Raw genomic sequence first — 14,122 nt, forward strand, 5'->3', positions numbered from 1 at the left:
ATAAATATCGTATATCATAATACCACAAATTTTAAATTATACCGCATAAGTTGAAATATTCTGACTAATACAAAACTGTACATTATCACCTTTTTTTATAGTTAAAGGATTTTCTATTTGTAAAAAATATAATTTATGTATTTACCCTATGATATAATTTATTTGAGTAAATTCTAATTTTAAAATAACGATATTCATTTTGAAAGGTGGTACATCAATGGAACATATAATAGATTGCAAAGGCTTAAAATGTCCGCAACCAGTAATAAACACAAAAAAATATTTTGATTCAATAAAAGAGGGAACTGCTACTGTTATTGTAGACAATGATGTTTCTAAAAGTAATTTATTAAAGTTTGCTAAAAGTAATGGATTTGCCAGTGAAGCAAAACAAAAAAATAATCTTTATTATATAACTATTGTAAAAAATGTAAATGACTGTAAAACGATTACGGCTGATGATAAAGAGCTAACTATAGTCATATCCAATAACAAACTTGGACTTGGAAACGATGAACTTGGAGCTGTTTTAATCAAAAGCTATTTATACGCATTAACTGAAAGCAGCAATCTACCCACTAATCTAATATTCTTAAATGGAGGAGTTAAATTGACGGTAGAAGGTTCAGACTCCATAGACAATTTAAAATTATTAGAAGAAAAAGGAGTAAATATTTATAGCTGTGGAACTTGCCTGGATTTCTACGGCCTAAAGGAAAAACTTATTGTAGGAGAAATAACCAACATGTACAGCATAGTTGAAAAAATGAATTCATCAGACAATACCATAAAACTATAAATAATATATATTTGTTACAAAGTGATTCTTAGGTTCAGGCGGAATCTGCTAATAAGGGATGCTTTTTTCCATATGAACCTTAGAAGAACTTATCCAGGATCGCAGTATTGCTTATTCTGGGAGTATAATGATGTACATGGGACAAATTATTTTCATAAGGCCTACAATAATGTAATTTTATACACATCTTTTCTTATATTCTTTAAAATAGGCAAAGAATTCCTAATCTTCTCTATATAATCTAAATTTAATTCTGATATTAGTATTCCCTCTTTTTCGTCTAATATATTTATTATTTTGCCCCAAGGATCTACTACCAGAGAGTTTCCATAAGCAACATAGGAACAATTAGTATCTCTTGCTGGTGCTATTCCCACCATATAAAGTTGATTATCCATTGCTCTACTTCTAAATAATGTTTCCCAGTGATCAGATCCTGTTGTTATATTAAAAACTGCAGGAACAAATATTATCTTTGCACCTTTGAGTGCCATAATTCTCATGAGTTCAGGAAATCTTATATCATAACAAATGGCCACTCCTATTTTACCCCATTTTGTATCTATTACCATAACTTTATTACCTGGAGTTAAAATATCTGATTCCTTAAAAGCTATTTTATCCTTTATGTTTACATCAAATAAATGTATTTTTCTATATTTCTCAATTAGTTTTCCGTCTTCGTCGAAAATAAAAGAAGTATTATATAAATTGCCCTCTTTATCGACTTCCGGTATAGATCCTCCTATTAAATATATTCCAAGTTCTTTTGCTGTAGAAGATAACATATCTAAAGTTTCACCATAATCATATGAACTCTCTGCATACTCTCTAAAATATTTGAGATTGTAGTAGCAATTAAACATTTCAGGTAAAGCTATTATTTCAGCTCCTCTGTGTGCAGCTTCATAAATCATATCTTGAGCTTTTTTTAAATTATCTTTTTTACTGGATTTTGAAACCATCATCTGGCATAAGCCTATTTTTATCATAAAAAAACCTCTCTTATGTATGCATGTTCTTATATACTACTAATTATAATTTATTGATTTAAACTATTCAATGATTGGTAAAAAATTAATATTTAATACACAATTTTTAAACAATGTTTAATTGATGTATTATAAAATCTTATTGCTTAAAAAGATTTAAAATTATATAATCTTATATGATATTAGTTATGGTAAATATTTTATAGTTAAGAGGAGATTATTTAATGAAACAACATGCGTTTTCAAGAACAGAGCTGTTAATTGGTACAGAAGCTCTACAGAAATTAAGGAAAAGCACTGTAGTAATATTCGGATTGGGTGGTGTAGGGGGATTTACTCTTGAATCACTGGTTAGAAGCGGTATAGGACATTTAATACTTGTGGACGATGATACTATTTGTTTGACCAATATAAATAGGCAAATACAAGCTACTTTTAGCACAATAGGTAAATATAAGGTAGATGTTTTAAAAGACAGGATTTTAGATATAAATCCAACTTGCAGGGTAGACGTTTATCACACATTTGTGAAAGAAAATAATATAGATGAAATTATACCGGATAATACGGACTATGTGGTAGATACGGTTGATACAGTATCTTCTAAAATAGCTTTGGTGCTTTGGTGTAAAGCTCATAATGTAAATATAATAAGTTGTATGGGTGCTGGAAATAAATTAGATCCAACTCAATTTAAAATATCCGATATATATGATACAAAAATATGTCCCTTGGCCAAAGTAATGCGTCATGAATTGAAAAAAAGAGGTATAAAAGAATTAAAAGTTTTATATTCGGAAGAAGTTCCTCAAAAGCCTAAGATTGAAGAAGTGGTAACCTGTAAGGAAGGATGTGTTTGTGTGGGAGGCTCAAGAAAATGCCTTGCCAAACGCCAGATACCTGCAAGCAATTCCTTTGTACCTCCGGTAGCAGGAATGATAATAGGCGGAGAAGTTATTAAAGATATAATATACGGATTTACTGGCTGTTATCAAAAGTAAGACTATTTATCAAATAGGATCTTGGTTCTCTGAAGTAAAGGCATTTTTAGAAAAGCACTTTTCTATTTCCTTTATTTCAGAAGGAAGCACCTTCCAGTCATTTGTTTCCACTTTATTTTTTACCTTTGATTTAAATATTAATATATTTTTTTTATCCTCTAACCATTTCCACTGAAGAATATTTTCCCAGTAAATAAAGTTGTAGTATACATTACTGTAAAAACTTTTTTCGCCTATTCCCTCTGAAGTAATTATTTTTATCTTGCTAAAATCATAGATACTGATTAGTATATACGCAACAATCAATACTGAAAGGGTTGAAAAGTAACCTGTTACCAATATGTAAATTATATATGTTACAAGTCCTATGAAAATCAAAGATAAAGCTTTTCTCTTTTCTCCGCTCCATTCCAGCTTTAAAATATTTTTTCCATAATCTTTTTTAAAGGATCTTCTTTTTATAAATGATAGAAAAAATTGTACTGTAAAGGCTATGGATAACATTATTTTTAGTACATTATCAAAGTCCAAATATTTCACCTAATTTCTCAAAAAATTATCTTTATTTACCAACTTCAATATATATTCTATGTAATCTAAATTTATAAAAGGCATGTCACAAGTTATAAAGAAGGTATATTTAGAGGATGAAAACTTAAGGCCTGTAAGTATCCTCCTGCAGGTCCACGTTCCTTGTTTAAATATTCAATTATTAGGATAATCCGTATTTGTAAATTTATACTTGTCTTCAGCTTTTTTTGCCATAAGTTCTATAAAAAATTTATTTTCTGCTCAAATCATTTTTGTATTACACTGGAATACAAAAAATTTGAAAATTTTTCAATATCATTATTATTTGGGAAGATTCCCTGAGCCTGTTGAGCATTTCCACCGCCCTTCCCGTTAAAATCTTTTATATTGTCTTTAAACAGTTTTCCACAATTAATTTCCTGATTTGAATTATTTATAAACAATATTCTCTTGTCTAAAGTTGAATAGAAAATCAATATATTTTTTTTCAACTTGTCTTCTGAAAGAATGGAGGCTATAAGTTTGATTTCCTCAAATTTTTTATTATCATATCCTTTTAAAATTATATTTGAAGTATTATTTTCTAAAATATTTTTCACTTCATTTTTAGCCAGAATTTTTTTCATATTTTTATTTTCTGTTAAAAGTTTTTGAATTTGATCCTTTTCAAAGTTTATCCTTTCTTCTATATCACATATTTCTACTGAAAAATTCTTACTTAAATTCGTAATTATTTGGTGCTTTTGTTGAAAATCCATTAATGCTCTATTACCACATTTAAAATATATTCTTGTCATTTTCTTGTATTTTTCTACCTTTAGTATTTTCAATATGCCTATTTCGCCAGTTCTAGATACATGAGTTCCACAACAAGCACAGCAATCCATATTAAGCGCCTGAACTATTCTTATATTATTTACATCTATTTGTTTCCTTAAAGGAAATTTTTTGCTTTGTTCTTTTGAAACCATATAAGTTCTTATAGGTTGATCTCTATAAATATATTTATTTACTACATTTTCTATTCTTTTTATCATGTTTTCATCCATATGTTCAATATCAATGTCTATAGTTACATAATTTTTCCCTAAATGAAATCCCTTATTATTGCCATTAAATAAAGTAAATATTGCTCCAGATAATAAATGCTCTCCAGAATGCTGCTGCATATAATCAAATCTTTTTTTAAAATTAATCTTACATGTCACATATTTATTTTTAGGCTTATCTTTCATACAGTGATATATGACTCCATTATCTTCATATACATAGTTCACTTCCAAGTCGTCAATAGTTCCCGTATCTGAAGGCTGACCACCACCTTCAGGATAGAATATAGTTTTGTCTAAGACAACTTTTATTTTATCATCCTCTTCTAATATATTTATTACCCTTGCTTTACATTCTTTAAGGTAAGTATTTTTGTAGAATAATTTTTCAGTCAAATTTATCAACTCCTTAGTATTATTATATACTTTTTTTGGTTTACATTGTTTTTAATTTACATAATATTTATGATGTAAATTAAAAACTCAAATATAATATTTAGACAAATCCATGTTTGGATTTGCTTATGGATATATTCAATCATTTTTCAAAATCTCAAACTTTAAGATATATAGGAATTACAGAAAATCAGAAAAAAGAAGTTTATTTACAATCTAATTTAGGATAGTTTATATAACGTGTTAATATGTAAGAATTTATTTTAAATCACAGTAAAGAATGGTATTATTATCCATATAATTAAATCGCAGAGGACAAATTCTTTCATAACTGCAAACGGAACAGCAACATTAGAATTTAGTCGTGAGATTATGAAAAGTTTAAAATTAAAAACTGAAGAAGAAATAGACTTGGTATAAATTTAATAAGAATGGATTTTATTCTGAGTGGCATCTTTTTATATAAATAATACTATGAGCTTCGTAGCAAGTAAAATATTATATTGCACGGATTATTGGTAATCTTTTTTATTTTGAATATACTTTATTATCTTATTCTATTAAAAAAGCCGTCATAATAAATGTAACGACTTTGTAAACTTTTCATCATTTATATAGATATAATAACATAAAATAGCAAAAAAGTCAAGTATTGTAGTGTTGCTATATGTGTTGTATATATTATTATGAGGTGATAATTCTATGAATCAAAAAAGCATGACAGCACTCGTAAGTGCATTTTCAAGAGCATATCATTCAGTGCAGAACGAAGAAAAAGTATTTGATGATTACTTAGCAAAGGACATTTTAACTCAAGATGAATACGAACAAATTGCAAGTAATATGTCAAAAGGAATCAAATTTTTTAATCCATCATTTGAGGGTACACAGGATGAAGCTTTACGTTGGATTGTTGATAATCAGTTATCTCCAACTCCACTGGGTAGAGGAGCATTTGCGGAAGGTTTACTCAAAAATGCTGTACAAAATGGTACAAGACAGTATTTGATTTTTGCTGCAGGATATGACACATTTGCATATCGTCAGCCTGACTGGGCATCGAAGATTAAAATTTTTGAAATTGACCACCCTGCTACTGGTGGAGACAAGCAAAAACGTATTAAATTATTAGCAGTAGAAAAGCCAGCAAATCTCTATTATGTATCTGCAGATTTCATAAGAAATAACTGGCGAAGCAATTTGCTTTCCTGTGTAGAATTTGACAAAAGTACGATTAGCTTTTGTAGCTTGCTTGGAATAAGTTACTATTTGTCTAAACAGGTATTTGCAGAAACAGTCAATACAATTTCCAGTTTTATACCAAAAGGCAGTAGTATTGTGTTTGATTATAATGATGAGAACACCTATACAGATAGAGCAGGAGAACGTGCTAAAAAACAAGCAGCAATGGCTGCTGCTGTAAGTGAAAAAATGCTTGCGAGCTATTCTTTTATGGAATTAGAGAAACTGTTGGCTGAAAGTAATTTCACGATTTATGAAAATTTAACACCAAATGAAATAACAGAGCAGTACTTCAAAAAATATAATAAGGCAAATCCAAGCCATCAAATTACAGCTTTTGATAATGTGAATTATTGCTTTGCTGTTAAAAAATAAACATGCAAACTGATCAAAGTAGTATTTACAGTTAAGACATATTATTCTAATATTGTTCATGAACTAAAAAAGGAAGTACCGCCTTTTTTAGTTCTACTTTACCTCTGGTGACACAGATGCTTCTTATTACCCCAAATTGAGGCTTTTTTCTTTTAAAGTCTTTACTATTCGTTCTGGAGTCGCTGGCAATGTAGTTATGTTGATACCTAAGGTATGATTTATTGCATTTATAACAGCAGGAGCTATACCATTAATTGCTATTTCTCCTACACTTTTTGCTCCATATGGCCCATATTCATCTCCTTCTTCTATAAGAATGGTTTTAACATTTGGCATATCAGGAGCGTTTATTAAATGATATTTACTAAGAGAATTGGAATTTATATTTCCCTCAGTATTAATTTTTATTTCTTCTGTAAGTGCATATCCTATACCCATCTGTGCACCACCTTGTATTTGTCCTTCTACTAAAGTTCTGTTTATAGCTTTTCCAATATCATGCACTGCAAGTAAATCAGTAACTCTTACTACTCCAGTAAAAATATCAATATCAACCTCTGCAAAATCTGCTGCATACACACCAGGATTAGCCTGTGAAGTGTAGGTATTCGTAACTTCCAAGGCGCTGTTATATTTATTTTCAATCATAATTGCTGCCTCTTTATAACTGAGTTTATACCTAGGATTATTCTTACACCAGATAGTTTCATTTTTCATTATAATTCTATCTTTATTGCACTTAAATATTAGAGCACAGTAAGCTATAATTTTTTCTACCAGCAGCTCACAAGCTTTTTTAACCGCACCGCCACACACATAAGTCACCCTGCTTGCTTGCGTCCCGGCAGAATCATAAGGAGTAACTGCAGTATCCCCTTCTGTGGCATATATTTTATTTATATCAATACTCAGTATTTCTGCTGCAATCTGTTTCATAGTTACAACAGTGCCACAACCTAAATCATGTATAGTTTCATTTAAAAGAATATAACCATCTGTATCCATTCTAACATAAACAGTTGAAAAGTCAGGATAAGCTCCAAAATACCCGTTCCCATGAGTTACACATGCCATTCCAACTCCCATCATATGTCTGCCATCACTTATTATTTCAGGCCATCTTTTAATCCAGTTAAATGCATCTGAGCCATATTTGACACAGTCAATTACTCTTCCATTTCCAATGTCAGTACCCCCTCCTAAATCCATATCATAGGGTTTTAACAAATTTTTAAGCCTGAATTCCACTGGATCCATACTTAACATTCTCGCAGCATTATCAACATTAATTTCAGTTATTGCATGAAGCTGAGGAGAGCCATAACCTCTACACGGTCCTCCTATAGGTGTGTTTGTATACACTACTTTTACATTATATCTCTGATTTCTTATTTTATATAATCTGCTTATTTTTTTACCCATGGCCATTGCTATAGCTGCAGCATTAGTAAAATAAGCTCCAGTATCTACTAACAAATCAATATCTCTTGCTAAAATAATTCCTTCCTTATTAAAGGAAATTTTAACATTACCAATCATATTATGTCTTGTCCTTGTACCTACTATAACTTGACTTCTATCCATGGAAAATCGAACTGGTCTTCTTAAAACTAAAGAGGCATATGCACTTATAGGTTCCAAAATAGGATGAGTTTTACCTCCAAATGATCCTCCCATAGGTGCCTTTATAACTCTTATTTTGCTTTTAGGTACGCCAAGAGCCTTTGAGACAATAAGCTGTACTTGGAAAACTTCCTGACAGGGAGACCATATTACAATATTATTGAACTCATCTATATTAGACAAACAGCTATGAGGTTCGATAGCAGCATGATGAACTTTTTGAGTAATAATTTCATCTTCTGCTATAAATTCTGCTTTTCTGAACTCAGCATCACAATCTCCATATTTCAACTCTTTTGAAAAAATCAAATTAGTATCTTCATGTACTTTAGGTGAGTTTTCTTTTAGAGCTTCTTTAGGATCAATTACAGGAGTTAACTCCTTATATTTGACTTTTATTAAGCTTACAGCTCTTTCGGCTGTTTCTAGATCTTTGGCTACAACTGCTGCAATTTTATCTCCTACAAATCTGACCTTATCTGTAAACATGGTTTCATCTTCCGGTACCTGGTGAGCCTCATACCATTTGTGAGAATTATATTTATTATTAGGTGTATTTTTATAAGTAAATATACCTTCAACACCTGGTAGCAGTTCTGCCTGTGATATATCTATATCTTTAATAATTCCATGAGCTATACTGCTTAAAAGCAGCTTCCCATAAAGCATACCCTGTAATTTCATATCTCCTACGTATTTAAGCTTTCCTGTAACTTTTTCCTTTATATCCTGCATTGGTATATACTTACCGATGTATTTGTAATTATCCACCAATATTTATAACCTCCTAAATTCATTTAAAATAATTTTTTAATAACTTCATCAGCAACCCCTACAATAGCTTCTCTTTTGTATGCTTTAGAACTTCTATTTGGTATAGCCAAATCTACCTGTTCCTTAAGTTTTTTCTTGAAATCTATAAAAAGTTTCTGATTTATTTTTTTATTAACAAGCATTTCTTCGCATATAGTGGAATGAAAAGCCCTTTCCCCAAGAGAACCTATTACTACAGATGCCTTTTCAATGAATTCCTCAAGTTTTACACTTACAGCTATATTTAATTTAGATATAGTAACTGAACTTCTGCTGCCAATCTTATAAAATGCGGACTTGTACATATGGTCTCTAAGTGGAATCAATATTTCCACTATAACTTCATCATTTTTTAAGCAGTTTTTGTTTATGCCCAGTACTACTTTTTCTATATTTTTTTCGCTGAATTCCCCTTTTCCATTCATAATTTTTACTTTAGCATCAAGGCACATCAATGCAGGGATACAATCTGCTGCCTGAGAAGCATTGGCCACATTTCCAGCTATAGTAGCACAATTTCTTATTTGTACTGATCCAACCAAAGAAGCAGCTTGCGCTACGCAGGAAGCATATTCATTTATTATTCTACTTCCAGAAATATCTGTAAAAGTAGTATTTGAGCCTATTTTTATGAATTTGTCCTCTTTTTTTATGTAATTTAATTCATTAATTCCTGTTAAATCAATAATAGTTCCTTCATATATATTATTTTTATTCATTTTTATAATGAAGTCAGTTCCCCCGGCCAAAATATAAGTTCTTTCATCAGCAATACTTAAATAATTTTTCAATTCCTGTATGCTTTGAGGAGTTCTCATAATTATGTCACTCATATTTATACCCCCCCGTTTAACATTACACTAGCTTCCACAACAGCCTCTACTATTTTGTTATAACCTGTACATCTACATAAATTTCCCTCTATGGCTCTTTTGATTTCTTCCTCTGTAGGATTGGAATTTTTCATCAATAAAGCTTTACAGGACATAAGCATCCCCGAAGTACAAAACCCACACTGAACTGCCCCTTTATTTATAAAAGATTTTTGCAATTGGCCTAATTCACCATTCTTTTCCAGTCCTTCAACAGTAATAATTTCTTTGTTTCTTGCTTGAACCGCCATAACCATACAAGAATTCACAGCTCTTTTATCCATAATAACTGTACAAGCTCCACACTCCCCTTCAGAACATCCTTCTTTAGTTCCTGTAAGCCCGATATCATCTCTTATAACATCAATTAATCTTTTTCTTGGATCTACATCTAATCCATACTTGTTTTCATTTACGGTAAATTTCATAAGCATTTTATATCAACTCCTATCATCCCATATACAATTATTTCAGTATTAAAAACTTCTATAAGATCCACAGCCATCAGCACATACAGGAATACATTTAACTTTTTTAACTTTTTTCTCTTCACCATATAATATTAACCAATAGGGACGATAGCAACTTTCAATTTTTTCAAAGTCCACTTTTGCAAAATTACCAAGATTTCTAAAAGCAACCCTTGATGCAACCTTTTTACAATTACTTATCATGAGTTCATCAGAATAAGAAGAAAATTGTACATAATTCTCTTCAACATTTTTAATAGGAACTATATCAGGTTTACCGCTGACAATTGCCGATTCACAGGTAGTTCCATCTGCTATCATTAAAATTTTCTGTTTCTTTGTTTCATTATCTTTAAATAAATACTTTTCTATAAAATTAGGTTTATAAGTTAGATTGCATGTAATAAATTTAACTTCAACATAATGAATTCTAACATTAGATACTTTTCTATTTGATAATCCCATGAAAGTGCTTCTCAAGCCTCTTGCTATTTTTATGGCTTCTTCTCTTTTTACTTTAATTTTAAACACATTGATATCCATACAGTTTCCTCCATGAAAATCTTATTTTATATTATTTTTAGAAAACTTATATATCTCCTTTAAATATGCTATAAAAATTGCAGTAACAACTACTGCCAGTGAAATTGGTATAATATAACCAATTATAATATCTATTTTTTTTATAATTGCTATCCAAACAATGATAGATATTATAAAAAATAATGAAACAAGGAAACCATCTATTCCTTTCCATTCTATTTTGTCAGCTTTGATTTTTTTTATAAATTTATCCTTATCTCCCATTATTCAATCTCTCCCTACCATATTATTTTCAGTAAGTTTACCGCTAATTCTTTCTTTTCCTATCTTATTTCCAATAAACCATGCAATAGCAGATAAAGGTAATGCAGCAACAAGTGGTTCCATTGAAATACCTGCAGGAGGGAATAATTTTACCAATATAAAAACAATAATTCCAGTAATCATGCCCATATATCCACCTAATGTTGTTATTTTGCCCTTGTATAACAATGCTCCTACTATAGGCACAAATCCAGCAGACATCCAAATTGAGCTTGTAAAAATCATGGCATCCTGAGCTGTTGTAAATTTAAATGCTATTAATAAACCCAACCCAGCAACAACAATAACACCACATCTTGTTAAGAATACGATTTTTTTCTGCGAAACATTTCCTTTTATTCTTGCATAAAAGTCGTTGGCAAGTGTAGCTCCTCCTGTAAGGTAATATCCACAAAGGGCCGAAATAATGGCACCAAATATTGCTACTATAAAGAGTCCTCTAAGTCCTACAGGAAGTGTGTGGAATACAAGCTGAATATATCCCTCTGCCGGTGGAATATTGGGATATAGAATTTTTACAATAAGTCCTGTCATAACTAATACCACATCAAATGCGACCCATATTATTAAGCAGGTAAGCAATGCTCTTCTACCTGCCTTAGGAGAATTTGCAGCCGAAAATCTTTGATAAAATGCAGGATCCGCATAAACACCAAATGCCAATAAAACCAACATTAATCCTTTCATAAATGTAAATCCGCCATATGGATCCATAAGCTTAGGAGTACTTGAAAGACCATGAGTAATGCCTGCCCACCCACCAATTGAATGCCAATTTATAGGCATTATCATGCAAATAACCACCAGCATAATCCAGAAATGAATCATATCCATGACTGCAACACCCATAAGTCCACCTAAAACTGTAATAAGAACAACAAACATAACAGCTAAAAAACCTGCCAATTCAGGTTTTATTCCCCAAGCTGATTGTCCTATAAAACCTGCTGCTGTTACTTCACCTAATCTAATGCAATAGAGAAACATGAAAAATGCACCTAAAAGGGCAACACCTTTGCCATAAACGCTGTGCAGCAAATCCGGAACTGTAATTGCAGTTCTAACATGTATTTTAGGTCCCACCCATACAGCCAATGGAATTCTTCCCATATGACTGGTTACTGACCATATGAGCCAGCAGGATAATCCATACACTGAAGCATATTCTATAGTTCCTACCGTACCAACTCCACCGTACCAAGTGGAAAACAATGTCCCAACTGTAAGAGACCATGGTAGTGAGTGATTGCCAAGATAAAATGTTTCCATATCTTTTGCAGCTTTTGAAAAATGATATCCAATCCAAACGGCTAATATCATAAATGCTACAATAACAACATTATCCAGAGCAGTTAAAGTTATATTCATTTATTAAACCCCCTTATTTTCAATTAAATTGCAGATAAAAGCTCTTCATCAATCTTACTCCATCATAGAAGCCATTAACATTTTAAGCATTTTTCCTGATTTAATTATATTGTATGCCTTACGTATATCCTCAGAAATATTTCTATCTCTATCATAAAACGGTATTTCAGAACGAATTGCCTTATATACTGCCTTGCTTCCCTTCCCTAAATTGGGATTTTTCCTAAGATCTACTGCTTGGGAGGAATGCATCGCTTCTATGGCTAAAATATATACTAAATCATCTACAATCTTTCGTGTCTTTTGTACCACGTAAACAGAGTTACATGCATGATCTTCTATATCTCCTGCCATAGAAAAATAATCAGAAGAAGCATTGTTTGAAAGATGTCTGATTTCCGAATCCAAAGAAACAAATACTTTCTGTATAGTTCCGTAACATATGACATCATCAGCTGGTGATAAAAATCTTGGAAGGTTCGTGAAATATGGTGTGGAAAGTTTTATGGTCCTGTAACAAGATACCTTGGATACGTGACTTAACATGATACCAAGCATTTCAAAGCCTGTAACCCAGGTTGCAACCTCAAAATTAGAACATGACTCAATTCTTCTTTCCTTTACCATCACACATGGATTATCATCAGATGTATTTATATGTAACAATAAATATTTTTCAACATATTCCAATGCATCTCTTAAAGAACCATGAATATTTGCTGCTCCCCTATAGCTTAATGGATCCTGTAATGCCTTCGGTTTCCTATCCTTGTCCCATAAATAGCTTCCTTCCAGATATGCCCGCATATTTCTTGCACTTATTATTTGTCCCGGAAATCTTCTCATTTCATGAACTTTAGCATCAAGGGGTGAGGTATTTCCATTAAGTCCTTCTAGCGATAATGCATAAATTGCATCTGCAATTTTTATTAAATCCTTAACTTCCTTTACTACAAGTGCTCCTTGTCCTGCTGAAAGTGCATTTGAGCTGACAATTGCAAGCCCATCTTTAGGCCCTAGAATTACAGGCTTTAATCCGACCTTTTTAAGAGCTTCTGATGCAGGCATTTTATTGCCATTGTAATATACCTCTCCCTCTCCAATCATTGCAAGTCCAATATGAGACAGACAAGTAATATCTCCTTCTCCGACGGATCCTCTTTCTGGAAGTACCGGGTGTACTCCAAAATTAAGCATATTCTGATACATATTCACTATTGCAGGTTGAATACCTGTCGCTCCCAATAGTAATGGATTTAATCTTGCCAGCATTACTGCTCTGACTTCCTTTTGACTTGCCTCCGGTAAAACTCCAAGAGTATGGCAGTGAATTAAATTTTCATTGTATTGCTTAAAAAACTCTTTAAAAACTCTTTTGTCCTTATTCCAACCTACACCTGTAGTAAAACCATAAATAGGTATATCACTATCTGCCAGATCAAAAACCAATTTTCTTGAGTCCTCAACTCTTTTCCAAGCTTCTTCTGAAATTTTAATTTTTGTTCCTTCACAAGCAATTTTAGCAATATGCTCAATAGTTAAATTATTTCCAGTTAATATAATTGTTTCGTCCTTCATTTTTTCACCTCGACTCCTGAAAAGTAATATATGTTTATATATTACCAATTTATAGTCTGAAAAAAGTCAATAGAGCTTATTTTTTTGATTTACAACTAAAAATAGTTAAGATTATCTTTACAATAAAAATAATCTTAACTATTTTT

The 14,122-nt window shown here is 31.3% G+C and carries 13 protein-coding genes and 1 pseudogene; 3 read left to right on the forward strand and 11 right to left on the reverse strand.

Annotated elements, in window-relative coordinates; all coding sequences use genetic code 11:
• Positions 1-217 precede the first annotated feature (217 nt).
• Complete coding sequence (gene yedF / locus AB8U03_RS07330; protein WP_369703897.1) at positions 218-799, forward strand: sulfurtransferase-like selenium metabolism protein YedF; 582 nt, start codon at positions 218-220, stop codon at positions 797-799.
• 161 nt (positions 800-960) lie between these two features.
• Here the strand turns inward: yedF and AB8U03_RS07335 are convergent, their stop codons facing one another.
• On the reverse strand, positions 961-1,791 hold the full coding sequence (locus AB8U03_RS07335) for a carbon-nitrogen hydrolase family protein (protein ID WP_369703898.1): 831 nt from the start codon (positions 1,789-1,791) through the stop codon (positions 961-963).
• Between the two features lie 224 nt (positions 1,792-2,015).
• On the opposite strand from AB8U03_RS07335, the gene AB8U03_RS07340 reads away from it, so the two are divergent.
• Positions 2,016-2,792 (forward strand): tRNA threonylcarbamoyladenosine dehydratase, encoded by a 777-nt coding sequence (locus tag AB8U03_RS07340; RefSeq protein WP_369703899.1) that lies wholly within the window; start codon positions 2,016-2,018, stop codon positions 2,790-2,792.
• Between the two features lie 9 nt (positions 2,793-2,801).
• Here AB8U03_RS07340 and AB8U03_RS07345 read toward each other — a convergent pair whose 3' ends face one another.
• The 3 genes and pseudogenes from AB8U03_RS07345 to AB8U03_RS07355 all read right to left on the reverse strand — a co-directional run.
• Entirely contained in the window at positions 2,802-3,332 is a 531-nt protein-coding gene (locus AB8U03_RS07345; RefSeq protein ID WP_369703900.1) for a hypothetical protein, read from the reverse strand.
• 257 nt (positions 3,333-3,589) lie between these two features.
• The gene (locus AB8U03_RS07350; RefSeq protein ID WP_369703937.1) at positions 3,590-4,558 is read right to left on the reverse strand and encodes an alanyl-tRNA editing protein; all 969 of its coding nucleotides are present in this window, start codon (positions 4,556-4,558) and stop codon (positions 3,590-3,592) included.
• Positions 4,550-4,789, reverse strand: a pseudogene (locus tag AB8U03_RS07355) (alanine--tRNA ligase-related protein); the annotation flags it as partial. The gene AB8U03_RS07350 and the pseudogene AB8U03_RS07355, both read right to left, overlap by 9 nt.
• 681 nt (positions 4,790-5,470) lie before the next feature.
• Here AB8U03_RS07355 and AB8U03_RS07365 point away from each other — a divergent pair.
• Positions 5,471-6,385: a class I SAM-dependent methyltransferase gene (locus AB8U03_RS07365; protein ID WP_369703901.1), complete on the forward strand. Its 915-nt coding sequence runs from the start codon at positions 5,471-5,473 to the stop codon at positions 6,383-6,385.
• A 126-nt stretch (positions 6,386-6,511) separates the two neighbouring features.
• Here the strand turns inward: AB8U03_RS07365 and AB8U03_RS07370 are convergent, their stop codons facing one another.
• Genes AB8U03_RS07370 through AB8U03_RS07400 form a run of 7 tightly spaced genes read right to left on the reverse strand, consistent with a single transcriptional unit; the run spans position 6,512 to position 13,976 of the window.
• The gene (locus AB8U03_RS07370) at positions 6,512-8,779 is read right to left on the reverse strand and encodes a xanthine dehydrogenase family protein molybdopterin-binding subunit (RefSeq protein ID WP_369703938.1); all 2,268 of its coding nucleotides are present in this window, start codon (positions 8,777-8,779) and stop codon (positions 6,512-6,514) included.
• A gap of 26 nt (positions 8,780-8,805) precedes the next feature.
• Positions 8,806-9,654 carry an FAD binding domain-containing protein gene (locus AB8U03_RS07375; RefSeq protein ID WP_369703902.1) on the reverse strand — a complete coding sequence of 283 codons (849 nt, stop codon included), beginning with the start codon at positions 9,652-9,654 and terminating at the stop codon, positions 8,806-8,808.
• Between the two features lie 2 nt (positions 9,655-9,656).
• On the reverse strand, positions 9,657-10,121 hold the full coding sequence (locus AB8U03_RS07380; RefSeq protein WP_369703903.1) for a (2Fe-2S)-binding protein: 465 nt from the start codon (positions 10,119-10,121) through the stop codon (positions 9,657-9,659).
• 48 nt (positions 10,122-10,169) lie between these two features.
• Complete coding sequence (locus AB8U03_RS07385; RefSeq protein ID WP_369703904.1) at positions 10,170-10,706, reverse strand: hypothetical protein; 537 nt, start codon at positions 10,704-10,706, stop codon at positions 10,170-10,172.
• A gap of 21 nt (positions 10,707-10,727) precedes the next feature.
• The gene (locus tag AB8U03_RS07390) at positions 10,728-10,970 is read right to left on the reverse strand and encodes a hypothetical protein (protein ID WP_369703905.1); all 243 of its coding nucleotides are present in this window, start codon (positions 10,968-10,970) and stop codon (positions 10,728-10,730) included.
• Positions 10,971-10,973: 3 nt separating this feature from the next.
• Positions 10,974-12,398, reverse strand: coding sequence for a sodium:solute symporter family protein (locus tag AB8U03_RS07395; protein ID WP_369703906.1), 1,425 nt, complete (start codon positions 12,396-12,398; stop codon positions 10,974-10,976).
• 54 nt (positions 12,399-12,452) lie between these two features.
• Positions 12,453-13,976, reverse strand: coding sequence for an HAL/PAL/TAL family ammonia-lyase (locus AB8U03_RS07400; RefSeq protein ID WP_369703907.1), 1,524 nt, complete (start codon positions 13,974-13,976; stop codon positions 12,453-12,455).
• Positions 13,977-14,122 lie beyond the last annotated feature (146 nt).

The sequence above is a fragment of the Clostridium moutaii genome (genome assembly GCF_041205085.1).
Taxonomy (GTDB): domain Bacteria; phylum Bacillota; class Clostridia; order Clostridiales; family Clostridiaceae; genus Clostridium_B; species Clostridium_B moutaii.